Origin of the sequence: Nocardia coubleae NBRC 108252 (assembly GCF_001612805.1) — a bacterium.
GTDB lineage: Bacteria > Actinomycetota > Actinomycetes > Mycobacteriales > Mycobacteriaceae > Nocardia > Nocardia coubleae.
This window is the reverse complement of sequence record NZ_BDBD01000011.1, coordinates 1,199,059-1,222,330: the sequence shown is the minus strand read 5'-3', so window position 1 is coordinate 1,222,330 and position 23,272 is coordinate 1,199,059. Positions and strand designations below refer to the sequence as shown.

21 protein-coding genes are annotated in these 23,272 nt (G+C 68.6%); 6 read left to right on the top strand and 15 right to left on the bottom strand.

The genetic code is table 11. The features are described from left to right. Window positions 1-4: 4 nt before the first annotated feature. From NCO8_RS14640 to NCO8_RS32895, 3 genes are read left to right on the top strand one after another with little or no spacing between them, the layout of a single operon-like run. Complete coding sequence (locus tag NCO8_RS14640) at window positions 5-922, top strand: LysR family transcriptional regulator (protein WP_067639764.1); 918 nt, start codon at window positions 5-7, stop codon at window positions 920-922. A 47-nt stretch (window positions 923-969) separates the two neighbouring features. Then, a complete protein-coding gene (locus NCO8_RS14635; RefSeq protein ID WP_067639762.1) occupies window positions 970-1,308 on the top strand; it encodes a DUF1345 domain-containing protein in 339 nt (112 codons plus the stop codon). Further along, on the top strand, window positions 1,305-1,448 hold the full coding sequence (locus NCO8_RS32895; protein ID WP_312032646.1) for a DUF1345 domain-containing protein: 144 nt from the start codon (window positions 1,305-1,307) through the stop codon (window positions 1,446-1,448). The genes NCO8_RS14635 and NCO8_RS32895 overlap by 4 nt, the downstream gene beginning before the upstream one ends. Here NCO8_RS32895 and fdhD read toward each other — a convergent pair. Both fdhD and NCO8_RS14625 read right to left on the bottom strand, forming a co-directional pair. After that, entirely contained in the window at window positions 1,438-2,289 is an 852-nt protein-coding gene (fdhD, locus tag NCO8_RS14630; protein WP_067639760.1) for a formate dehydrogenase accessory sulfurtransferase FdhD, read from the bottom strand. The genes NCO8_RS32895 and fdhD overlap by 11 nt on opposite strands. Window positions 2,290-2,424: 135 nt before the next feature. Continuing rightward, window positions 2,425-2,790: a DUF488 domain-containing protein gene (locus tag NCO8_RS14625; RefSeq protein ID WP_067639758.1), complete on the bottom strand. Its 366-nt coding sequence runs from the start codon at window positions 2,788-2,790 to the stop codon at window positions 2,425-2,427. A 106-nt stretch (window positions 2,791-2,896) separates the two neighbouring features. Between NCO8_RS14625 and NCO8_RS14620 the strand changes: the two genes are divergently transcribed. Next, on the top strand, window positions 2,897-5,281 hold the full coding sequence (locus NCO8_RS14620; RefSeq protein WP_067639756.1) for an ATP-binding cassette domain-containing protein: 2,385 nt from the start codon (window positions 2,897-2,899) through the stop codon (window positions 5,279-5,281). Window positions 5,282-5,285: 4 nt separating this feature from the next. Here NCO8_RS14620 and NCO8_RS14615 read toward each other — a convergent pair whose 3' ends face one another. Beyond that, window positions 5,286-6,413 (bottom strand): NADH:flavin oxidoreductase, encoded by a 1,128-nt coding sequence (locus tag NCO8_RS14615; protein ID WP_067639754.1) that lies wholly within the window; start codon window positions 6,411-6,413, stop codon window positions 5,286-5,288. A 114-nt stretch (window positions 6,414-6,527) separates the two neighbouring features. Here NCO8_RS14615 and NCO8_RS14610 point away from each other — a divergent pair, with 114 nt between their 5' ends. Continuing rightward, window positions 6,528-6,950 (top strand): MarR family winged helix-turn-helix transcriptional regulator, encoded by a 423-nt coding sequence (locus NCO8_RS14610; RefSeq protein WP_067639752.1) that lies wholly within the window; start codon window positions 6,528-6,530, stop codon window positions 6,948-6,950. Between the two features lie 6 nt (window positions 6,951-6,956). Here NCO8_RS14610 and NCO8_RS14605 read toward each other — a convergent pair whose 3' ends face one another. From NCO8_RS14605 to NCO8_RS14580, 6 genes are all read right to left on the bottom strand, one after another. Then, on the bottom strand, window positions 6,957-9,239 hold the full coding sequence (locus NCO8_RS14605; RefSeq protein WP_067639750.1) for an ATP-binding protein: 2,283 nt from the start codon (window positions 9,237-9,239) through the stop codon (window positions 6,957-6,959). Between the two features lie 121 nt (window positions 9,240-9,360). Continuing rightward, window positions 9,361-10,179, bottom strand: coding sequence for a poly(ethylene terephthalate) hydrolase family protein (locus tag NCO8_RS14600; protein WP_157104913.1), 819 nt, complete (start codon window positions 10,177-10,179; stop codon window positions 9,361-9,363). Between the two features lie 28 nt (window positions 10,180-10,207). Next, window positions 10,208-11,374: a PucR family transcriptional regulator gene (locus NCO8_RS14595; protein WP_067639744.1), complete on the bottom strand. Its 1,167-nt coding sequence runs from the start codon at window positions 11,372-11,374 to the stop codon at window positions 10,208-10,210. 101 nt (window positions 11,375-11,475) lie between these two features. Next, window positions 11,476-13,395, bottom strand: a complete 1,920-nt coding sequence (locus tag NCO8_RS32755; protein WP_067639742.1) for a sensor histidine kinase — start codon at window positions 13,393-13,395, stop codon at window positions 11,476-11,478. Between the two features lie 96 nt (window positions 13,396-13,491). Continuing rightward, window positions 13,492-14,874 carry an ABC1 kinase family protein gene (locus NCO8_RS14585; RefSeq protein WP_067639741.1) on the bottom strand — a complete coding sequence of 461 codons (1,383 nt, stop codon included), beginning with the start codon at window positions 14,872-14,874 and terminating at the stop codon, window positions 13,492-13,494. A gap of 138 nt (window positions 14,875-15,012) precedes the next feature. Next, window positions 15,013-15,747: a PaaX domain-containing protein, C- domain protein gene (locus NCO8_RS14580; protein WP_245655359.1), complete on the bottom strand. Its 735-nt coding sequence runs from the start codon at window positions 15,745-15,747 to the stop codon at window positions 15,013-15,015. 61 nt (window positions 15,748-15,808) lie between these two features. On the opposite strand from NCO8_RS14580, the gene NCO8_RS14575 reads away from it, so the two are divergent. Beyond that, entirely contained in the window at window positions 15,809-16,651 is an 843-nt protein-coding gene (locus NCO8_RS14575; RefSeq protein ID WP_067639739.1) for an SDR family oxidoreductase, read from the top strand. A 52-nt stretch (window positions 16,652-16,703) separates the two neighbouring features. On the opposite strand, the gene NCO8_RS14570 is transcribed toward NCO8_RS14575, so the two are convergent. From NCO8_RS14570 to NCO8_RS14545, 6 genes are all read right to left on the bottom strand, one after another. Beyond that, the gene (locus NCO8_RS14570) at window positions 16,704-18,599 is read right to left on the bottom strand and encodes an alkyl/aryl-sulfatase (protein ID WP_067639738.1); all 1,896 of its coding nucleotides are present in this window, start codon (window positions 18,597-18,599) and stop codon (window positions 16,704-16,706) included. A gap of 119 nt (window positions 18,600-18,718) precedes the next feature. Next, on the bottom strand, window positions 18,719-19,330 hold the full coding sequence (locus tag NCO8_RS14565; RefSeq protein ID WP_067639736.1) for an ABC-2 transporter permease: 612 nt from the start codon (window positions 19,328-19,330) through the stop codon (window positions 18,719-18,721). Beyond that, entirely contained in the window at window positions 19,327-21,018 is a 1,692-nt protein-coding gene (locus NCO8_RS14560; RefSeq protein WP_067639733.1) for a SulP family inorganic anion transporter, read from the bottom strand. Before NCO8_RS14560 ends, NCO8_RS14565 begins: the two co-directional genes overlap by 4 nt. Before the next feature lie 5 nt (window positions 21,019-21,023). Next, on the bottom strand, window positions 21,024-21,689 hold the full coding sequence (locus tag NCO8_RS14555) for a GAP family protein (protein ID WP_067639731.1): 666 nt from the start codon (window positions 21,687-21,689) through the stop codon (window positions 21,024-21,026). 84 nt (window positions 21,690-21,773) lie between these two features. After that, window positions 21,774-22,148: an SHOCT domain-containing protein gene (locus NCO8_RS14550; RefSeq protein WP_067639729.1), complete on the bottom strand. Its 375-nt coding sequence runs from the start codon at window positions 22,146-22,148 to the stop codon at window positions 21,774-21,776. 72 nt (window positions 22,149-22,220) lie between these two features. Next, window positions 22,221-23,192, bottom strand: coding sequence for a DUF389 domain-containing protein (locus NCO8_RS14545; protein ID WP_067639727.1), 972 nt, complete (start codon window positions 23,190-23,192; stop codon window positions 22,221-22,223). Window positions 23,193-23,272 lie beyond the last annotated feature (80 nt).

Here is a 23,272-nt window from a genome sequence, read left to right as displayed (position 1 = left end):
AGACGTGCTCTTCCGTCAGCTCGAGTACTTCGTGGCGCTCGCCAGGGAACGTCACTTCGCCCGTGCGGCCAAGTCCTGCTACGTATCCCAACCCGCGCTGTCCGAAGCGCTGCGCAAGCTCGAGCACGAGCTCGGCGTGCCGCTGGTCCGGCGGGGCCATGCCTTCGAGGGGCTCACGCCGGAAGGGGAGCGGCTGGTCCTGTGGGCCCGGCGGATCCTGGCCGACCGCGACGCGCTCGAACACGAAGTCGCCGCCCTGCAAACCGGTTTGACCGGCGAGCTACGGATCGGCGTGATTCCGGCGGCATCGAGCACCGTCGCCCTGCTCACCGACCCGTTCTGCGTCGAACATCCGCTGGTTCGGGTGCGGCTGGAAACCAAACTGCGCTCACTCGACATCGTCGAGCGCATCCGCCGGTACGAACTCGACGCGGGCATCGTCTACGCGCAAGGGGTCGACACCAACGGGCTCGTCCGCACCCCGCTCTACACCGAACGGCACGTGCTGCTCGCAGGCACCGAACTCCTGGCGGGACGCACCGCAACGATCACCTGGGCGGAGGCGCTGGAAATGCCGATGTGCCTGCTGCACAAGGAAATGCGGGGACGACAGCTGCTCGACGAAGCGCTCGCCGGGCACGGACTGCGCGCTACGCCGCAGATCGAGACCGATTCCGTGGTCGCGTTGCTCGCGCATGTGAGCACCGGTCGCTGGGCGTGTGTCGTGCCACAACCCTGGCTGCGCACCTTGCCCACGCCCGCCGGAGTTCGGGTACTCGCTCTCGACGACCCGGTGGTCTCCGCCGAGATCGTGCTGGTCACGGCGGCGGGGGAGCCAGGCTCGGTACTGGCCAAGGCACTGGTCACGACCGCTGGGGCCGCCGACCTGGACGCCGTGCTCGGCGAGCCGGCACCGGGCTGACCGACGATCACGCGATCGTCGAGGGCCGTTGGGTACGCTGCACCGCCATGAGCAGTCCGTTGCTGTTGTCGGCGGTCACCCGCCTGCTCGGTTCTGTCGTGCTCGGTGCCGCGGCAGGAGCGGTCATCGGTATCGGCAGCGAACCGGCACTCGGTGTGCTCACCGGCATCGCCACTGCCGCAACGATTTTCGTCGTGTCCGGTTGGGTAGTGCTCTGGCCGATGGATGCCGAGCGGACCAGAGCCAATGCCCGGCGCGAGGACTTCCAGCCGTTGATCGAGGAGACGTCGGTCGTCGTCGCCGCGCTCAGCGGGCTCGTCGCCATCGTCCTCATCCTCGTGCTCGGCAGATCCGACGAAGGCCATATAGCGGCCGCGACGGCATGACCTATCAGGTCTCCGACACCAACGTCACGAAGGCGGGGATCCGCTCCATCGTGCTCCGCCACTGTCTGCTGTCCTACGCCTTCGGCACCGTCATTCTCGCGACCACGATCAACCTCGTCGCCGGTATCGTCAGCGAGTGAGCAGCCCTTGGCGATCGTCCGTCGCCAGTCGCTGCGCACCGGCGTAGACGTTCATCGAATCACCGCGCAGGAATCCGACCAGGGTCAACCCGTTGTCGGCAGCGAGATCCACCGCCAGCGACGACGGCGCCGATACCGCCGCCAATACCGGAATGCCCGCCATGAGTGCCTTCTGTACCAGTTCGAAGGATGCCCGTCCGCTCACCATCAGAACGGTTTCGCGCAACGGCAGCAGTGCGGCCCGCACGGCGGCGCCGATCACCTTGTCGACCGCGTTGTGCCTGCCGACGTCCTCACGCAGGTACAGCATCGATCCGTCGGCGGTGAACAGTCCGGCCGCGTGCAAGCCGCCGGTGGTGTCGAACACCTTCTGTGCGTCGCGAAGCCGGTCCGGCAGGGTCGACAGGACTTCGGGCGGGCAACGCACGGGATCGTCTGCCACCGACCAGGTCGCAGCGGTGCGCACCGCGTCGAGGCTGGCCTTGCCGCACAGTCCGCAGGAGGACGTGGTGTAGAAGTTGCGTTCCAGCGACGGGTCGGGGGCGGCGACACCGGGTGCCAGGACCACGTCCACGATGTTGTAGGTATTGGTGCCCTCGGCGGTCGCGCCCGCGCAGTAGCGGATTCCGGCGATCTGATCCGGCGATCGAACGACCCCCTCGCTCACCAGAAAGCCTGCCGCGAGGTCGAAATCGTTTCCCGGCGTCCGCATCGTCACGGTCAGCGGACGGCCGCCCACCCGGATCTCGAGGGGTTCCTCGCTCACCAGGGTGTCGGGACGTTCGCTGCGGACGCCGTCCCTGATGCGCAGCACAGGTCGTCGCACGGTCACTCGTCCCACTGTGTTCTCCGCTTCTCTGGTCGGATCGCAGGCACTGCTCACCGACAGTCAAGGCTGCCGGGTGATTCGCGTCAAAGTCGCCTCTCCGATCGGTCGACAACCGCGACTTATCATCCGAGGCACCGGTTACAGGGTCTACTTCCCGTCGAGGATGTCGGCGAGCACCGTCGCCTCGCTCATGTCGACGAGGCGGGACGCGGTCAGCAGGGTCAGCGGACCGCTTTTCGCCATCTCACGCAGTTCGGCGAGGGCGGCAGCCTGTGGCGGCTGCTCGAGTTCGGCTCGGTATCTGCGCGTGAACTCGTCGAACTTCTCCGGTGTGTGGTGGTACCACTTGCGCAGTTCGGTCGACGGTGCGACGTCCTTGCACCAGGCGGCCAGGTCGGCTCGTTCCTTGCTGATGCCGCGCGGCCACAGCCGGTCGACGAGGACGCGTCGGCCGTCGGCCGGTTCGGGGTCTTCGTAGATCCTGCGCACGCGAACATTCCGAGACTTCGTCATGTGCCCTCTTTCGCCGGTCGATGTAGGCGGAAGCTGCCGGTCACTGTATAGCGGGCGCCCCGGCAACGGCGGTAGCAACGCATCGCGGGGAGTAGGGTCGATAGCCGTGGATTCGCGCGAGATCGATTCTTCGATTCGGGTGCGTGGTGCCCGGGTCCACAATCTGCGCGATGTCGATGTCGACCTGCCGCGTAATGCCTTGGTCGCGTTCACCGGTGTGTCGGGCTCGGGGAAGTCCTCGCTGGCGTTCGGGACGCTCTATGCCGAATCGCAGCGCCGGTACCTGGAGTCGGTCGCGCCGTATGCCCGGCGGTTGCTGAATCAGGTCGAAGCGCCCGACGTGGACGAGGTTTCGGGGATGCCGCCGACGGTGGCGCTGGCCCAGCGCCGGTCCACGCCGTCGTCCCGGTCCACCGTCGGCACGGTGAGTGCCCTGTCGAACACGCTGCGGCTGTTGATGTCGCGCGAAGGCGACTACCCGGAGGGGCCCGCGCGGACCGGGCCCGGACACTATCCGGCGGGAACCAACCGGTTGTACTCGGATGCCTTCTCGCCCAACACCGTCGAGGGCGCGTGTCCGCGCTGCCACGGGCAGGGCGTTGTCCACGAAGCCACCGAGGAATCGATGGTGCCCGACCCGTCGCTGAGCATCAGGGCGGGGGCGATCGCGTCGTGGCCCGGCGCCTGGCAGGGCAAGAATCTGCGCGATGTGGTCGCCGCGCTGGGTTACGACATCGACCGCCCCTGGCGCGAACTCGATGCGGCCGAGCGTGAGTGGATCCTGTTCAGCGACGAACAACCCGTCGTCACCGTGCATCCCGAGCGCGAGGCCCACCGCATCCATCGCCCCTACCAGGGCACCTTCAGCAGCGCCCGCAGGCTGCTGCTCAGAGCCCACGCCGAATCCAAGAGCGAGAAGACCCGCGCCAAGGCCGCGGAATTCCTGCACACCACCGTGTGCCCGCTGTGCCATGGACACCGGCTCAAGCCCGAATCGCTGGCGGTGACCTTCGCCGGTTACAACATCGCCGAACTCGGTGAACTGCCGTTGCACGAACTGGCCGAGGTGCTACGGCCCTACACCACCGGCACCGGCGCGGTGGCCGTCCTCACCCAGGACCTCACGTCCCGGCTGGATGTGCTGATCGAACTCGGCCTCGGCTACCTCGGCATCGACCGGGAAAGCCCGACACTCTCCGGTGGCGAACTGCAGCGCCTGCGGTTGGCGGGGCAGTTGCGGTCGGGGCTGTTCGGTGTCGTCTACGTGCTGGACGAACCCTCGGCCGGGCTGCACCCCGCCGACACCGCCGCGCTCACGACCGTCCTGCGCAGACTCGAAAAGTCCGGCAACAGTGTCCTTCTCGTCGAACACGACATGGATGTGGTGCGCCACGCCGACTGGGTGATCGACGTCGGTCCGGGAGCCGGCGTCAACGGGGGACGGGTGCTCTACAGCGGAGCGGTGGCCGGTCTGCGTGCGGTGCCCGATTCGGTGACCCGGCGCTACCTGTTCGACGAGGTGTCGCGCGAACCGCGGGTGCCACGCGTGCGCACCGGCACGCTGCAGTTGCGTGGGATCGAGATCAACAACGTGCGCGGAGTCGACGTCGACCTGCCGCTCGGGGTCTTCACCGCCGTGACCGGGGTGTCGGGTGCGGGCAAAACCAGTCTGCTGCGGGCGATTTCGGCGGGCGCCGAAGCTGACCCGGTGGTAAACCGGGTGGTCGAGGTGGATCAGGCGCCGATCGGGCGCACTCCGCGTTCGAACCTGGCCACCTACACCGGCCTGTTCGACACTGTCCGAGCCCTTTTCGCCGATACCCCCGCGGCGCGGGCGCGCGGTTACGGGATCGGCCGCTTCTCCTTCAACGTAGCCGAAGGACGCTGCCCCACCTGTCAGGGCGAGGGATACATCACCGTGGAACTGCTCTTCCTGCCCAGTACCTACACCCCGTGCCCGGACTGCCACGGCGCCCGCTACAACCCCGAAACCCTCGAGATCACCTACCGGGACACGACGATCGCCGGGGTACTCGACATGACCGTCGAACAGGCCGAACCGTTCTTCGCCGACGTGCCCGCGGTGCACCGCGCACTCCACACGCTCCTCGATGTCGGGCTCGGCTACTTGCGGCTCGGCCAGCCCGCCACAGAACTGTCCGGTGGCGAAGCCCAACGGGTGAAGCTGGCCACCGAACTGCAACGCACCCGCCGCGCGGGCACGCTGTACCTGCTGGACGAGCCGACCACCGGGCTGCACCCCGCCGACACCGAAGTGCTGCTCGCCCAACTCGATTCGCTCGTCGACTCCGGCGCGACCGTGGTGGTCGCCGAACACGACATGATCGCTGTCGGGCAGTCCGATCACGTGATCGACATGGGCCCCGACGGCGGCGCCCGCGGCGGCCGGATCGTCGCCGAGGGCACCCCGAAACACGTCGCGGCCGCGCCGGACAGCCGAACCGCCCCCTACCTGGCGCAGGTGCTGTGACCGCTCAGCTGAGGGTCTTCTGAGCGGCGGGGTCGAAGGGCTTCAGCTCGTCGAAGCGTCCGTCGAGGACCTTGCGCGCCCACTCGGGATCCTGCAGCAGCGCACGTCCCACGGCGACCATGTCGACCTCGTCGCGTTCCATCCGTTCGAGCAGATTGTCGAGGCTGCCCAGTTCGGCGCCGTGCCCGCGGAAGGCGTTCAGGAAGTCACCGTCGAGGCCGACCGAGCCGACGGTGATCACCGGCTTACCGGTGAGCTTCTTGGTCCAGCCGGCCAGATTCAGGTCGGAGCCGTCGAATTCGGGGAGCCAGTAGCGGCGGGTCGAGGCATGGAAGACATCGACGCCTGCCTCGGCCAGCGGGGCGAGGATCGCCTCCAGCTCCTGGGGTGTCTGCGCCAGGCGCCCGTCGTAGGCGTCCTGCTTCCACTGCGAATAGCGCAGGATCACCGGGAAGGTCGGCGAGACGGCGGCGCGCACGGCCCGCACCACCTCGGCGACGAACCTGGTCCGGGCCACCGCGTCCCCGCCATAGGCGTCGGTGCGGCGATTCGTGCGTGACCACAGGAACTGATCGAGGAGATAGCCGTGGGCGCCGTGGAGTTCCACCCCGTCGAATCCGAGGCGTTCGGCGGCCGCGGCGGCGTCGGCGAAGGCGGCGATCACGTCGTCGAGGTCGCGCTGGGTCATGGCGTGGCCCGCGCCCTCGGTGCCGTCGACGCGAATGCCGGAGGGGCCCATGGCCGGGGCGTCGGGGTAGGGCGCTTCACCGTGGTTGCGCACCATGCCGATGTGCCACAGCTGCGGGACGATGGTGCCGCCCGCCGCGTGCACGTCGGCGGCGACCTTCGCCCACCCGGCCAGTTGCGCCTCGCCGTGGAAGCGCGGAACGCGATCGCTCTGTCCCGCCGACTCGTGACCGACGTAGGTGCCCTCGGTGACGATCAGGCCGACGCCTGCCGCGGCGCGGCGGGCGTAGTAGGAAGCCACGTCGTCACCGGGGATACCGCCGGGGGAGAACATGCGGGTCATCGGGGCCATGGCGATCCGGTTGGGGACGGTCAGGCCGTTCAGGGTGATGGGTCGTGACAGGGCCTGCGTCGCACGGGCGGCGTCGGACACGGTGACGGTCATGAATGCTCCTAACATACTTACTTGAGATTGTCGAAGGTTGAGAACTTCAAGCAATGCCGCCACCGTAGGCGGAGATATTTGAGGTCGTCAAGTTTCTGGCGCTAGTCTTGAGCCATGTCAGAGCCTCCCCGCGACGATCCCGACCAGCTCATAGAGCTGTTGTCGGTGTCGCTCGGCGTGTATTACGGAGACTTCACCGCTGCCGCGGCCGGCGAGCAGCTCACCGCGATCCAGGCCAAGACGCTCACCGTGCTGCGCCATGGGCCCATCGCCATGCGAAGGCTGGCCGAGACCATGTACTGCGATGCCTCCAACATCACCGGCATCATCAACCGGCTCGAGAAGCGTGGGCTCGTGCGCCGGGAGACCAGCGCCGCCGATCGGCGCGTCACCAACCTCGTCATCACCCCGGAGGGTGAGCAGGTCGCCGACGCGATCCGCGCGAAGATGCACCGCACGCGCGCGGGTCTCGAGCGGCTCGACGCGCAACAACGCCGGACGCTGTCGGCCCTGCTGTCGGAGGTCTTCCGGAAGTAGGGAGCCTCAGTCGGCGTGCGCGCCGCGGGTGGCGACCCAGGTGGCGATCTGGGCCCGGTTCGACGAGCCGAGCTTGGTGAGGATGTTGCCCACGTGCGTGTCGGCGGTGCGGGGCGCGATGACGAGGCGGGCGGCGATCTCCTTGTTCGTCAGCCCGGTGGCGATCAGGGTCGCCACTTCGTACTCGCGCGGGGTCAGCGGCGCGATGTCGACCGGATGCCGAGTCGCCGGTTCACGGTGCGGGGTCAGTGCGAACTCGAAGGCCTCGTCGATCGGCATGGCCTGCCCGGCCAGGAACGCGGTTTCGAAACGGTCGTCACCCAGTGCCTGGATCGACGCGTCGCGAAAGAGCGTGTGCGGGCGCACGAGGATGACGTCGGGATCGGAACCCAGCTGCTCCCACGCGGACGCGGCGACACCGAACAGGGTGGCCGCGCGCAGGTGCTGGTTGCGGGCCGAGGCCACCCACGCCAGTGCTTCCACGTGATAGGCGTCGCCGAATCTGCTGCCCCATCGGCGCGAGATCCGCAGGGCGGTGTGTCCGGCTCGCTCGGCCGCGTCGGGATTGCCGAGCATCACTTCGATCAGCGAGATGGCGAACAGATAGAGCCCGCGATAGTAGTAATCGCCGTGCTCCTCGCAGAGCCGCACCGCCTCGCGTAGCTCTCGGAGGCGACCGGTGGGGTCGGCGGCGGCGGTCGCCAGCGCGTAGATGTTCCACGCTCCCATCGACTCACGCAGGTGTCCGTGGCTGCGCAGGGTGTGGGTGGCCTCCCAGGCGAGGGCGGCCGCCTTCTCGTTGTCCAGGTCGATCTTGGCCGCGGCGGACCGGGCGGCCTTCGCGAGGGCGATAAGGACCGGGTCGCCGGAGCGCGCCGCCTCCCGATCGGCTTGATCGAGTTCGCGATAGGCGCTGTCACGATCGGTCATCCAGATCGAATGCAGGGCGAGCACCGCCCAGCCGCGTCCCGCGTGCGGCGAATGCGGCACCGCGTGCAGCGCACGCTGCAACCAGACCTTCACCAGCTGATCCGAGCCTGCCATCCGCCAGAACTCGTCGACGCAGGCCGCCATCTCGAGGGCGGTCTCGGCCTCGCCGGGCGTCTCGAGCGACCATTCGAGCGCCAATCGCAGATCGAGTTGGCAGACCTGCAACCGACGCACGTGTTCGAACTGCTTCTTGCTGAAGAACTCCCGGTCGGCCAGCAGAATCACGTCCCGGAACCAGTCCCGATGCCTGCGGGCGACGACCGCGGTCGCACCCTCCTCGGTCAGCTTCTCGGCGCCGAACTCGCGCACCGGCCGCAACAAGCGGTAGTGCGTGATGTCGTCGCCGCGCCGTTCCAGGATCGACTTGTCGACCAGCGAATCGACGATCGACACCACCGGCGCGACCGAACGCGTGTCGGCGCAGACATATTCGGCGGCTTCCAGCTCGAACCAGTCCTGGAAGATCGACAGGCGCGCCCACACCTGCTTCTCGTCGTCGGTGCACAACCGATAGCTCCAGTCGACCGTGTTGCGCAGCGTCTGGTGCCGGTCGGGCACCCCGTGCGTCCAGGCCGTCGGCAGCGTCAGCCCGCACGACCAGCGGTCGATGACCTGCGCGGGCGACAGCGAGCGGTGCCGGGCCGCCGCCAGTTCGATGGCCAGTGGGATCCCGTCGAGCAACCGGCACAGGTGGGCGATGGCGGCGGCGTTCGACTCGGTGATCCGGAAATCGGCGCGCACCGCCCTCGCCCGGTCGACGAGCAGGGCCACCGCCGGGTATTCGGCGATCCGGGCGGGATCGTCGAGCTCCGGTGGTGGCACGGCCAGTGGCGGGAGCCGGTAGACCTGCTCGCCCGCCACGCTGAGTGTCTGCCTGCTGGTGACGAGCAGGGTCACCCCGGGGCAGGTCGCGAGGACCTGGATGACGAGGTCGGCGCAGCCGTCGAGCAGATGTTCGCAGTTGTCCAGGACCAGCAGCGGTGCCCGGCGAACCAGATGGTCGAGTACCCGTTCGGTCGCCGACTCGCCGGCCTTGATCCGCAACCTGAGTGCTGCTGCCACCGCCGTGCCGACCTCGTGATCGTGGCGCAGCCCGGACAGTTCCACGAAGTAGACGCCGTCGTCGTAGTCGGCGGCGAGCTGCCCGGCGACCTTGCGTGCCAGGCGGGTCTTGCCGAGTCCGCCCTGGCCGGTGATGGAGACCAGGCAGCCGTCGTCGAGCAGGGCGCGCACCGCGGCTACCTCGGCATCGCGGCCGAGGTAGCTGGTCGCCGCCGGGTCGAGCGTGCTTCGCACCATCCGCCGTCTCGGGTCGTACCGGACGACACGTGCTGTCGATCCGGCTCACGGGTGTGATCGGTACCGGCGATCGTACTCAGCCGTGGTCCCGGGAGCGGCACGAATTCGCTGATGTCCGCACTCAGCTCAGCGCTTGCGCCTTCGCGTTGTGCAGAACTCTCGTCCACGCGACGTCGGTGCACAGGCCGCACACGGCACCGAGGAAACGGGCCTTCGCGACGGGGTCGCCGAGCAGCTGGTACTTCAGCCAGTCGGCCATCACCTCGGCGTATCGTCCCCAGACCAGGTGCCCGGCACCACCGAGTTCGGCGAAGATCGCGGGTACCTGGTCGGCCTTCTCGAACAGGGGCATGACGATGCCGTCGGCGTCGACGATGCGGTCGGCCTCCCCGGCCAGGAACAGCGCGGGCCCGACCATCTTTCCGGGAGCCGCCAGCGGGCCGGGTTGCAGGGCTAGCACGGTGCGCACCATCTCGTCGGCGCCCGCGTTGATCGCGCCCGCCCCGCCCTGGGAATGGCCCGCGGCCGCCACCTGATCGGTGGCCACCTTGCCGGTGTACGCGTTGCCCGGGGTGTCGTTGCGCCGCAGCAGTTCCCGCCCGCCCGCGAGCATCTCCGCACCCGAGTTCGCCATCGCGGTGTTCGCGGCGACGACGATGAAACCCGCTGCGGCCCAGGGCTTCAGCAGTGTGTCGGCGTAGACGCCGGGCCCGGCGCCGGTGCCGTTGCCCCAGAGCACCACCGGATGGCGGGTCGTGCCGAGCTCGGTGGGACGGTACACCGTGTGGTCGGCCCACTTGTCGACCGTCACGGTGCCCACCGGGTCGGCCACCTGCGACGAACCGGCCGACCCGGCCGAGGGCGGGTTCGCCACAGCGGGCGCGGCGGCCAGCAGACCGGTCACCGCGACCGCCGCCAGGGTTGTGCATCGGAAAAACATCGTTGTCCTTTCCTACGGTGCCGCGGTACTACGCGGCCGGATCGTGCAACCCCGACACCACGAGCGCGGAGCGCAGGTACCACAGATCGGCGCACCGGGTGGCGTCGTAGCCGGTGAGTTCGGCGATGCGCTTGATGCGGTAGTCGATCGAGTTGGTGTGCAGGTGCAGCATGGTTGCGGTGCGGCGCCGGTTCAGGTTGTTGGCGACGTGGCAGCGCAGCGTTTCGAGGAGTTCGGGGTGCCCGGTCAGTGGCTCGAGCACGGTCGCGAGGTGGTCGCGGGCCGGGCCGGGCCGGGTGAGCTGGTATTCGAGCGCGTAATCGCTGAACCGGTGCACGCCACCCCTGCGCCCGAGCCGCCGGACGATCTCGAGCAGTTCGTGCGCGCACTCGGTCGCGTCGGCCACCTCGTCGAGGTCGGACAGCACGACCGCCACCGTCACCTGGCGACCGGCGGCGCGGGTGAGCGCGGCCGCCACGACGTCGATGTCGGCGTCGGTATGGCGCGGCACCAGTGCGGTGCCGCCGCGCGTGGACAGGGCGACCAGGCACTCACCGTCGCAACGACGGTCGAGTTCGGCGCGCATGCGGGTGATGGCGCGGCGGGCGCGTACTCGCTCGTCGACGCCGTCGGCGGGCCCGTCCGTCGGTTCGCCCGCGATGCTCAGCGCGAGCACCCAGTACTCGTCGGCCAGTTCGACGCCGCAGTCGCGGGCCACGGCGCGCGAGTGGGTACCCGCGATGACCTGGTGGGCCAGTGCGTCTCTGGCGTGTTCGGAGCGGCCCGCCAGTTCCAGTGTGTACCGCACGTAGGCGCTCGCGACCGTCGTGGCGGCGTGCTCGAGCAGGTCGACCACGTCGATCTCGGCTCCGGTCAGATCGACGGCGATGCGCGCACAGCGGTGCAGGGAGTGCAGGATCGCCTCCACCCCGATGCCGTCGCGTGCCCATTCGACGGTGGCGTGTTCGAGGCGAGCGAGCGGGACGGCCGTGGCCGACCCGGAACTCGTGGCCGCGATCAGATCGAGGCAGGCCAGCCCGATGTTGCGGATCTGCTGGGGGCGCAACATATTCCGCCCCGCGGGGCCGTCGGTGAAGGCCGTCCGTACCAGGCGGTCGATCGTCGATTCCTGTGCCGCGTGCGCCGGTGCCGATCTGCTCAGGAGGGCGGTCCCGGAGGGTGTCCGATGTGGCATTCGTCGAGCGTGCCGGGCCGAGCACGCCGGGGCATCGGTAGAACTGCGTATCTCTGCGCACCGAGGTGCGTATTCGGCTCCGCCCACGAAGTCCGCGGGGTTCACCGAGAGACCTTCCGTCCGCCGGCGAGCGCCGCTTCGTGGCCGTCGACGAGGGTGCCGGGGATGACCACGACGGCGCGCACCCCGCCGTACGGTGACTCGGCCAACCGCACCGACACCGCGTGGGTGCTCGCGAGCTGGGCCACCACGAACAAGCCCATGCGCGAATCGCGCGACAATGCCGCGAACCCGAAATCCGGCGGGGCGGCGAGCAGGGAGTTGTACCGCTCGAATTCGGCTTCGGTGAGGCCGATCCCCTGATCGGCGACCTCGACCGCCAGGCCCTTGCCGACGACACCCGCGCTGACATCGACCATCGTCGCGGGCGGGGAGAAGGCGGTGGCGTTGTCGACGAGTTCGGCGATGAGGTGGATCAGGTCGGCCACCGCCGCGCCGTACAGCCGCGCCTCCGGTACGCCGCCGACCCGCACGCGCACATACTCTTTCGTCTCACCCACCGCGCTGCGCAGCACATCGAGCAGCGGCACCGGTGTGCTCCACCGTCGCCCGGGCCTGCTGCCGCCGAGGATCAGCAGGTTCTCGGCATTGCGTCGTGCGCGGGTCGCCAGGTGATCGAGCTGGAAGTACACCTCGAGCAGGGCCGGGTCCTGCTGCTTGCTCTCGGCCTCGTCGAGGATCTCGAGCTGACGGTGCACCACCACCTGGCTGCGATGGGCGATATTGACGAATACCGAGCGCACTCCTTCCCTGGTGCGCGCCTCCTCCACCGCCGCCCCCACCGCCACGGTCGCGGCCTGCTCGAAAGCGGTTGCCACTTCACCGATCTCGTCGGTGCCGAAGTCGAGGATCGGGGCGAGTTCGGTGCGCTCACCGGCTTTCGCCCGCCGGACGGCCTTGGGCAGTTCGGTGTCGGCCACCTCGAGCGTGGCATCGCGCAGCCGCCGCAACCTGCGGATGATGCGGTCGGCCAGTACCACCGCGATCAGCATGGCGACCACACTGCCCACCAGCACGACGGCCCCCGCCACCCACGCGGACCGCTCGGTGCGCTGCGCGGCCTCGATGGCACTGCCACGGGCTCGGTCGAGATGTTCGGAGTAGGCGGCGAAGAGCTTCGTATTCACCTCGGCGGCGGCATCCTGCCACTGCTGTAGCGAGAGTGGCAGCTCCGGTGTCCGGGTCCGCTCGTGGGACGCGAGCCGTTCGGCGAGCGCCGCCTCCATCGTCGAAATCTGTTGCCACGCCCCGGAAGCCACGATCTCGGCGAGCAGCCGGTTGCGTGGCTCACCGAATTCGGCGATCAGATTGGTGATCTCGGCCTTGTAGAAGCCCACCTGGGTGGTGAAGTCTTCGAGCGGGAACGCCCGCCCGTCCGAACCCCAGAGCGCGACACCGATCGCATTGCCCCGCGACATCGCCTCGGTCGCGGCGAGCAACCGCACGGCCTCGGAGATCCGCGTGGCGAACAACGGGTCCGGCGCGACCTGCTGTGCACGCCGGAAACCGGTGTGGAACAACGTGAACGGGCCGTTGAAGTACTGGTACACCTCGACCGGGCCGAGCACGCGCCCATCGATACCGGCCCGCACCTTCGTGATGGTCTCCTGGAACTTCGCGTGCGCGGCCGGGATGTACGGAGACGGTTCGTGCCTGCGCGCATCCGCGCGCACCAGTGCCTCGAACCCGCGATCGACCCGCGCCCGCGCCGAGACCAGCTCCGGCACGATCTCGCCGGTGGTGAGCTTGCGCAGTGAGAGCACCCGCTCGACCTGGGCGGCGGCGCCGAGTTCGGAGGCGGCGGGGCGGATCTGCTCCAGGTCGTCGATCCACCGCCGGACCTGAGCGCTGTCGCGCACCAGGTCGCCCGCGGTGAACATGCCGAGACCGAGCAGGGTGAGACTGGGAATGAGCGCTATCGCCAGAATTCTGGTGCGAACGCCGAGCCGTGCCGGGAACATCGAGCGAACGTAGGCGCGCGCCCCGCACCCGGTACGGCCTATGTTCCGCTTCTTGTGCCGGAAAACCATCCGCATTGTGGTATTTCACGAAACACCTCAGGCATTGGTGACCGTGTGCCTCCAGGCCTCGATCTCCCGGCCGACCTCGGTCACCGGCGGTTCGTCGTAGAGCCATTCGCGCGCCAGATCGTGCCAGTTCCGGGTCGCCTCGAGCTGACCGAGCGCGGTGAGGGTGAAAAGGTCGGCGCGGCGGGAGAAGACGTGCTCGGGCGGCAGCAGCAGGTGGCGGACCTCGCGCCGCTGCGCCGCCCGCGGGTCGGTGGCGAGCACGACCGCGCTGGTGGCGATCTCCGGGGTGAGGGTGATCTCCTCGTCGAGCAGATGCCAGCCCGAGGCGGCCCACACGTATTCGAGCACCGACTGGGGCGTCACCGGCGAGTCGGGTGCGATGATGCCGCGCTCGGACCAGCGCCGGAACACCTCGTCGCTGTCGAAGCGGTGAGCCGCGCGGATCACCTGCCGCTCGAAATCCAGGTCGGCGCGCTCGATCGTGTTGTACAGCCCGAAGTCGACGAAACCGACCCGGCCGTCGTCGGCGAGCAGCACATTGCCCGGATGCGGGTCGGCGCAGTACTCGCCGTCGCGGAACATGCCGGTGATGTAGAAGCGGTACACCAGCTCACCGATGTGATCGCGGCGCGCGGCGGGCAGGCGGCGGATGTCGTCGAACGAGATGCCTTCGACGAATTCGGTGACCAGCACATTGTCGCCACAGAACTCCTCGACGGCGTCGGGGACCAGGATGAACGGGTGGTCCCGGTAGCGTGCGGCGACCCGATGCTGATTGGCCGCTTCGCGCCGGTAGTCCAGTTCGGCGACGATATTGCCGGAGATCTCGGCGAGCACCTCGGTGTCGGCGGCCGAGGGCAGAAACGATTTCCACAGGCCGCTGAAGAATTCGAGATTGCGCATATCGGCGTGCACCGCCCGATCCACGCCGGGATACTTCACCTTCACCGCGACCATCCGCCCGTCGCGCAGCCGGGCGCGGTACACCTGGCCGATCGAGGCCGCCGCCACCGGTTCCGGGTCGAAGTCGGCGAACACCCGGCTCAGCCGCCCGAGATCCTGTTCGATCACCGCGCGCATCTGCGCGAACGGCACCTCGGGTGCGCTGTCGCGCAGCTTCGCCAGTTTCGTGCGGAACATCTCGCGGTGCTCCTCCGGGATCATGTCCAGATCCAGCACCGAGGCCATCTGCCCCAATTTCATTGCCGCGCCCTTCATCCCACCGAGCACGGTGACGATCTGCTGTGCGGCTTGCAGTGTCGAGCGTTCGGCGAGTGTGCGGCGCGCCTGTTCGGTTCGCCCGATCATCGCCAGCCGGGTACCGAGGCCGCGGGCCGCCTGCCCCGCGGCCAACCGGCCGAGCCGTGCGCTGCGTGACAGTCGTCCGGTCGGTACCTGCTTGTCTGCCATGGGTGCCTCTTTCCCGCGGTGCGCTCATGGGCATTCTCGGCCTACGGCGCCGTACTCACAGGCGAACGGGCGCGGACTTGTGCCGGATCACCAATGCCGTCGTGGCGGAGCACGAATTCTTCGCGGCTGAGGTCGTTGTCAGTCCCCGGTGCCGCGGCTCAGTTCCTGGAACCAGGCGAGATAGGCCGTCGTGGTCTCGCGCAGTGCGTCGACCGCCCAGCCGGCGGGCCGCAGTTCGGAGGGCAGCGCGGGGTCGGTGGTGAGCAGGTCGAGGCCGGCGCACACCGTCGTGAACCTGGCGGCGGGGTCGGCGGTTTCGATGGCTTCGAGCAGCTCACGGGCCCGGCGGTCGATGTCGGTCAGCGGCCACAGCCGAGCACACAGCGAGACCGGATCGTCCACGGCACGGGTGCGCAGGACGATCGTGGCGTCGCCGAGGTCGTCGGGCAGGTCGCGCGCGAGGTTGGCCGGGCGCATCCACACACCTTCGCGGAGTTCGGCGAGGCGCAGCGAGAGCAGTGTCGCGCGCAGTGCCGCGCGGTCGGCGGCGGGTCGTCCCGTCGCGGTGATGACGACCTGTTCCCAATCGCCTTGCCAGGGCAGCGTCCGGGGCGCGAGGAGGTCTACGCGCCGGGCACGCAGGTGTGGGGCGAGGGTGTAGACGCGACGCGCGCGCACGAGCTCACCGGCCGCGACCATCCGCGACACCGCGACGCGCACGGTGGCCTCCGGGTAACCCGCCGCGGTCGTGGCGGCGCAGATCTGCTGTGACGTCATCGTCGGCGAGTCGGCCGCGATGAGGATGCGGATCAGCGCCGACCGCGCCGACACCGGACGCACCATCACGCCGGAACCGGTGACCTCGGATTTCACGGGTCGAGTGTACATATTTCACTATTGCTACGGCTGTTGAAGATATGTAATGTCGCCGGGCATGACGACATCTACCTCACCGCTGGCCGGACGCACGATGATCATGTCGGGCGGCAGCCGCGGCATCGGGCTGGCCATCGCGCTCGCCGCCGCACGTCAGGGCGCCAATATCGCGCTGCTGGCCAAGACCGACGTTCCCGATCCACGGCTGCCCGGCACCATCCACACGGCGGCCGCCGAGATCGAGGCCGCGGGTGGGCGGGCGCTGGCGGTGGTCGGCGACGTCCGCGACGAGGCATCGGTCACCGAGGCCGTGCGCCGGACCGTCGAACGGTTCGGTGGCATCGACTACTGCGTCAACAACGCGTCGGCCATCGCGCTCGCCCCGACCGAAGAGTTGCCCGTCAAACGGTTCGATCTCATGCAGCAGATCCAGCTGCGCGGAACCTATCTGCTCACCAGCACCTGCCTGCCGCACCTGCGCCGCAGCGACAACGCCCACATCCTGAGCCTGTCGCCTCCGCTGAACCTCGCACCCGCCTGGCTGGGCGCCCACCCCGCCTACATGGTGGCCAAGTACGGCATGTCCCTGTTGACGCTCGGCTGGGCCGCCGAGTACGCCGAACACGGCGTCGCCGCAAACTGCCTGTGGCCCGAGACGCTCATCGCCACCGCCGCGGTCCAGAACCTGCTCGGCGGCGACGAGGCGACCGCGAAGGCCCGCACCCCGCAGATCGTGGCCGACGCCGCGATCGCGATCCTCGAGAAGGACGCCCGCACGGTCACCGGCAACACCTTCCTCGACGTGGAAGTCCTGCGAGCCGAAGGCCGGACCGACTTCTCCGCCTACGGCGGCAGTGACGATCTCGAATACGACATCTTCGTCGACCCGCCCCAGGCCTGAGCTCGCCCGAATCCGGACCGCGCGGAGCCCCGGCGCGCGGACGGATGACGGATCAGGGAGTGACGATGGCGAAGTCGGGGTCGGGGGCGTCGAGGTAGCCGACCAGTTCGGTCAGCTTGCCGGCGTCGCCTTCGACGGTGACCGCGCCGGCTTCGATCATCGCCGCCAGGTCGCCCCCGGCGAGTAGCGCCGAGCGCAGATCGTCGGCAGCGAGCGTGAAGGTGGTCATCGCGGGCGGGAGGTCTCCGTCGACGTCGAAGTGGACGAGCAGGCCGTTGCGCAGATGAGTGCGATGCACAACGCCGGTGTCGCTGATGCGCCAGTCGATCACGATGTCGGCCGACCAGGATCGCGGTCCGTCGATGCGCAGCGCGATCGCGTCGAAGGCCTGCTCCACCGTCAGCTGGCTCATGATGTCCGGGGAAGCCGTGACGGTCGGGGTGCCGATGCTGCCGTTGCGCAATTCGTAGGCGCCCATCAGGAAGAAGTTGCGCCAGGTCCCGTTCTCGCAACCGTAGCCGAGCTGTTCGAGGGCGTCGGCCTGCAGCGCCTTGGCCTCGGCATGGTCCGGGTCGGCGAAGACCACGTAGTTCAGTACCTGCGCGACCCACCGGAAGTCGCCGTCGGCGAAGGACTTTCGCGCCTTGGCGACGACCTCGTCGGCGCCACCCATGAAGTCCACGTGCCGGACGGCGGCATCGACGGTGCTGTGCTGCCACAGATTCGCCGGGTTGCCGTCGAACCAGCCCATGTAGCGCTGATAGATGGCTTTGACGTTGTGGCTGATCGAACCGTAGTACCCGTGGGCCGACCAGTTGTCCGCCAGCGCGGGCGGTATCGGAAAGTCCTCGGCGATCTCGGTTCCGGTGGCGCCCTTGTTGATCCAGCGCAACGTCTGGTCGTGCAGGTAGCCGTAGAGGTCGCGCTGGATCGACAGGTACTCGGTGAGCCGCTCGGTGCCCCAAGTGGGCCAGTGGTGCGAGGCGAACACCACGTCGGTTCGGGCGGCGTAGCGGTTGATCGCCTCGGTGAGGTACTTCGACCACACATGCGGGTCGCGTACCAGGGCGCCGCGCAGGGTGAGCAGGTTGTGCAGGGTGTGCGTGGCGTTCTCGGCCATACACAACGCGCGCCGGGCGGGGAAGTAGAAGTTCATCTCCGAGGGCGCCTCGGTGCCGGGGGTCATCTGGAATTCGATCGCCACACCGTCGACTGTGACGGCCTGACCGGTGTGGTCGACCGACACGGTGGGGGTGATCAGACTCGGCTGACCGATCGAGGTGGTCGGTCCCAGGCCCGCGCCCACGGCGCCGACCGGCCCACGCGGCAGTGCGGCGCCGTACATGTAGGCCGCGCGCCGGGCCATGGCTGTGCCCGCGTAGACGTTCTCCTCGACGGCGTGCTCGGTGAAGCCGGCGGGCGCGATGATCACGCACCGTTGCGCGTCGACGTCTTCCTGAGTTGTCACCCCCTTCACCCCACCGAAGTGGTCGATATGGGAGTGCGAGTAGATGACCCCGACCACCGGACGATCACCACGATGTTCGCGATACAGCGCCAGCCCGGCGGCCGCGGTTTCCACCGAGATCAGCGGGTCGATCACGATCACCCCGGTGTCGCCCTCGATCACCGTCATATTCGACAGGTCGAGCCCGCGAATCTGGTAGATGCCCTCGGTGACCTCGTACAACCCTTGCTTCACCGTCAGTTTCGACTGCCGCCACAGGCTCGGATTCACCGTGGCGGGGCAGTCGTCGTCGAGGAAGGAGAAGGACCCGCTGTCCCACACCACGTCGCCGTCGGCATTGCGGACCACCGGCGGGGTGAGCGCGGCGATGAACCCGCGGTCGGCGTCCGCGAAATCCTGGTCGTCGCCGAAGGGCATCGTGCGCAGCGCCGCGGCGTTGCCTGCCTCGATGGTTTCGGAAGCTTCCTGCGGACTGGTCATCGAATCCCTTTCCACTCTGCTCGGTTACCCCGCGGCGCCCGTGCCGGACGGCCCGCTCCCGCAGCATCACATCGGGGGAGGTGACGCCGCCTCACCCGCTCCGGGTGAAATTCCTGTCGTCACCGGCTCGGCCATTTGCCGCCGATGTTGCGCGAGGGCGGCTCGTCCGCCGCCGGTTCGATGCCGAGCCGCTCGGCGAACAGCCGACGCTGAACGAGCCACCCGCAGACCGACAGCCCGATCCAGGACAGGGTGGCGGTGATCTGCTGCCAGCCGGGTTCGGGATCGCGCAGGAACTCGAGGTCGCCCATGCGGCCGAGGCCCGACAGGATCATGCTCGCGCCGCCGATCGACGTCAGCCACAGCAGGGCGCGGGCCCGGAACTTGTCGGCCAGGAAGGCGCCGGACACGCACACCGCGGCGGCGACGATCATGCTCAGTGCCCAGTTCTTGTCGCCCGGCTGTAGCACCGTGGCGAGTTTGGTGCCGATCATCGCGCCGGTGAGGCCGCCGATGAAATAGGCCGCGAAGCGGAAGATCAGCGAGGTCACCACCCATGCCGACACCGCGCCGATCAGCGCGATCAGCAGCAGCCACCAGAACGACGCGTTGCACAGGTCGGCGATCAGCCAGCCGAGGCCGAACCCGATGGCGAGGATGCCCAGGTGCACCGAGCGGACCCCGTAGAAGCACAGCAGGGCACCGACCAGCGCGACGATCATGCCGTTCATGGGTGTTCCTTTCCGGAATCGGGTAGGTCGGCGGCGGCCTCGGCGACCGTCGGATACACCTGGATGGGGGTCGCGCCGACCACGGCGGAACCGAGTTCGGCCCCGAACTGCGCCACCGAGCGGGCGATGCGGAAGTCGATGCGCTTGCGGGCCAGTTCTTTTCGCAGGTCGAGCAGCATGTCGGCGGCGGTGACGTCCAGGGAGGGCGAGGTTTCGGCGTCGAGGACCACCAGCCGGGTCGACTCGGTGCACAGTGCCTCGATGTGTTCGCGCACGAAGTCGGCGTTGGCGAAGAACAGACCGGATTCGACGCGCACCACCAGCAGGTCGGGCCGGGTCGGCAGATCCGCGTGTCTGGCCTTGTCCACCCAGAGCGAGCCGCTCTTGCCCAGTTCGGCGACGTGCGGCTGGGAGGCGCGGTAGACCAGCAGCAGCACCGCGACACCGATCCCGATGAGCAGTCCGGGCAGCGTGTCGAACAGCAGCACGCCGAGCAGGGCCGCCATGGCGGCGACGAAATCGGCGCGGGCGGCGTGCCCGTAGATGCCACCGAGCAGGCCGGTCCACACCCCGTAGAGCCTGCGCAGGGCGGCGAAGTCGACGAGTTCGATCACCGCCGCGATCACCACCGCCGCGAGGGTCGCCTCCGGCAGCTTCTCGAACAGGCCGGTGAGAAACAGCAGTGTGAGGATGGTCAGTGCGGCCACCACCAGGCCGCTGAGCTGTGTTTTCGCCCCGGCGCCACCGTTGACGGCGGTCTTGGACAGGCTGCCGTTGACCACCATGCCCGAACTCAGCCCGGAGCCGATATTGGCGGCGCCGAGCCCGAGTAGCTCCCGGTCGGGGTCGACCTGGTAATCGGCCTTGGCCGCATAGGTTTTGGCGGCGCCGAGGCCTTCGGCGAAGCCGATCAGCACCACGCCGACCGCGGGACCGAGCAGCTCGAGATAGTCGCCGAGATCGAGTCCGCCGGGCAGGCCGAGATGGGGGAGACCCGCGTCGATGTGCCCGACGATCGCGACGCCCTTGTCGTCGAGACCGAGCAGGTGCACCGCGGCGATGCCGAGTACCACTGCGAGCAGGGCGCCGGGCACCATCGGCAGCCAGCGCCGCACCGCCAGCACGAGGACCAGGCTCACGGTGCCGACAAGTGTTGTGCGCCAGTCGATCTCACCGGGATTGCGCAGGATGCGCCAGGCTTGTTCGAAGAAGTTGCCCTCGTGCTTGTGCAGCCCGATGAGCTTGGGTACCTGGCCGATGATGATCACGAGGGCCAGCCCGACGATGAAGCCCTTCAAGACCGGTCCGGAGATGAAGCTCGCGATGAATCCCAGCCGGATCAGCCCGGCCAGCAGGCCGACGATGCCGGTGCAGACGGCCAGGGCCGCGGTCAGGGCGAGGTAGCGGCCGCCGTCGGCGCCGGCCATCGGGGCGACGATCGCCGCCGACAGCGCCGCGGTCGCCGACATCGGGCCGACCACCAGGTGGCGCGAACTGCCCGCCAGCGCGTAGAGCACCAGGGCGGGTATCGCCGCGTACAGCCCGACCACCGGCGGCACCCCGGCGATGGAGGCGTAGGCCAGCGCCTCGGGCACCAGCACCGCCCACACCGTGAGCCCGGCGATCACATCGGGACGCACCCAGTCGCCGCGATAACCACGCAGGGATGTGAACACCGGTACCGACATCCGTCTCACCCCGGCAATCCGCCCAGCCCTTTACCGAGGACCACCGCACCCATGATCAGCAGCACGATGGCCATGACGGCGTGATTGTTGTCCTGCAACCACACTCGGAGCCGGTCCAGCGCCGGGCCGAGTCGCTCGGCCGCCACGAGATAGCCGAGCACCACGGTCAGCACCGTGGCCGACGCGAGCACCGTGAACACCACGATCGCACCGACCGCGCCGCCGGTGCCAAGGCCTGCCGCCCCGATCGCGACACCCGCCGACACACACAGCAGCAGGTTCTTCGGGTTGATGCCGGACAGCAGCGCCCCGAGCCCGGTCGCCTTCGCCGGGGTGAGGGTGTCGATCGCCCGCATCCAGCCCGGCACCTCGGTCTGCGACCGCGCCTGCCACTGTTTCACCGCCAACACCACGAGCAGCACCCCGAGGACGATCTTGATCCACGCCGCCGCCGCACCGGGTTCGCTGTCGTCGGATCCGCCCAGGTTGCCGGCGAACAGCGTCACCACCCCGGTCACCACCAAAATGCCGAGTACCCACCCGGTGGCGAATCCGATCGCCGCGCCTTTTCCACGCGCCGACAGAATCATGAGAATCGTCGCCACGATCGGTATCGGCGACAGCGCGACACCGACGGCGAGCGGAAGCAGATCTCCGATGACCGGACCCATAGCGCGACCGTAAACGCACAGGTGGCCGCCCCGCCTCACACGAGACGGATGAGATTCGCCCACCGCACGCGCATGGCGGGGAAATCAGGCCAGCGCTTTGGCTTTGAGCTGCTGGAATTCGGCCTCGGTGATGGCGCCCGAGTCCAATAACCTTTTCGCGTCCGCGATCTGGGCGGCGGAACTGGTGCCCGCGGTTTCCCTGATGTATTGGTCGGTCGCGGCTTTGGCCTGCTGCTCGGCTTCGGCGGTGCGTTCGCCCATTCCGTCACCGCGCACGATCAAATACACCAGCCCGGTGATCAGCGGGAAGAGGAACAGGCACAGCACCCAAATCGCCTTCACCCAGCCCGAGGTTTTCCGGTCCCGGAAGAGATCGGTGAGGATGACGAAGATCAGCAGCAGATAGGCGATGAACGCGAAACTTACGACAATGGTCCAGATGACGTCCCAGAAATCCATTGTTGATCCCTCACTTTCGTGCTGAGCGCCCACCGGCCGGTGAACACGTCGGGTGGTGCGGCGACGTCGGTGTCACCGTGGTCGCACCCGGCCCCCGACGTTGTGCACGACCACGACGTCAGGGTGCCAGGGCACGAGATCGTCGACCCGGCGCTGTAATTCGGCCAGGTCGGGCAGCTGTTGCGGACCGAGGACGGTGATGGTGGCGGTGTCGCTGTGCAGTGTCACGTCCACCACCTGGGCGCTGGGTTGCTCGCGCAGCCAGTCGCGGGCGACGTCGGAGATCTGCCCGGCCCACAGCGTCGACAGCGAATTGATCACCATCGGCACCGCCACCAGGATCAGCGCCGCACCGAGCACCAGGTAGGCCCGCCCGCGCCGACCGGTCGGCGCCTCGGCGTCGCGCCCGTATCCGGCCAGCAGCAGCACCGTGGTGGTGGTGATGATCATCGCCAGCATGTTGGAGGCGAACAGCACGAACGCGCCCAGTGCGAGGGCGGGCGCCTGCGAACCGAGGCACACCCCGACCACACCCAGCGGCGGCACCAGCGAAATCGCGATGGCGACACCGGGCAGCACGTCACCCACATCACGGCGAGTGATCGCCACTGCCGCGACGAGACCGGTGGCGAGGGCCGCGGTCAGATCCATCAGTTTGGGTGAGGTCCGCCCGACGACCTGCGCGTTCGACAGCACGTTCACCGGATTCGGTAGCAGCTGCGCGAACAGGAAACCGAGCACGACAACCACCGCGATACCGGCGACCACCAGCAGCAGGCTGCGACCCACCAGCGCCGCGCGCCCGGTCGCCACACCGAGAGCTACCCCGAGGATCGGGATCGACAGCGGGGCGACGATCATCGCGCCGATCACGGTCGCCGTGGAATCACCGACCACACCGGAGATCGCGATCACCGCCGAGAGCACGAGCATGATCCAGAACGCCGAGCGCTTCGCCGCGACCGAGCCCACCGACAGGTCGAGTTTGTCGGTCAGTTCGTCGAGGGTACGGCGCTGATCGGTGGGGACGAGAAAGCCGAGCATCGCGATCCTTTCGCCATGTCCGGCCAAGCGTAGAAAGCGGCGGCGCCCACGAAATCACCCGTAATGGATGAATTTCGCAC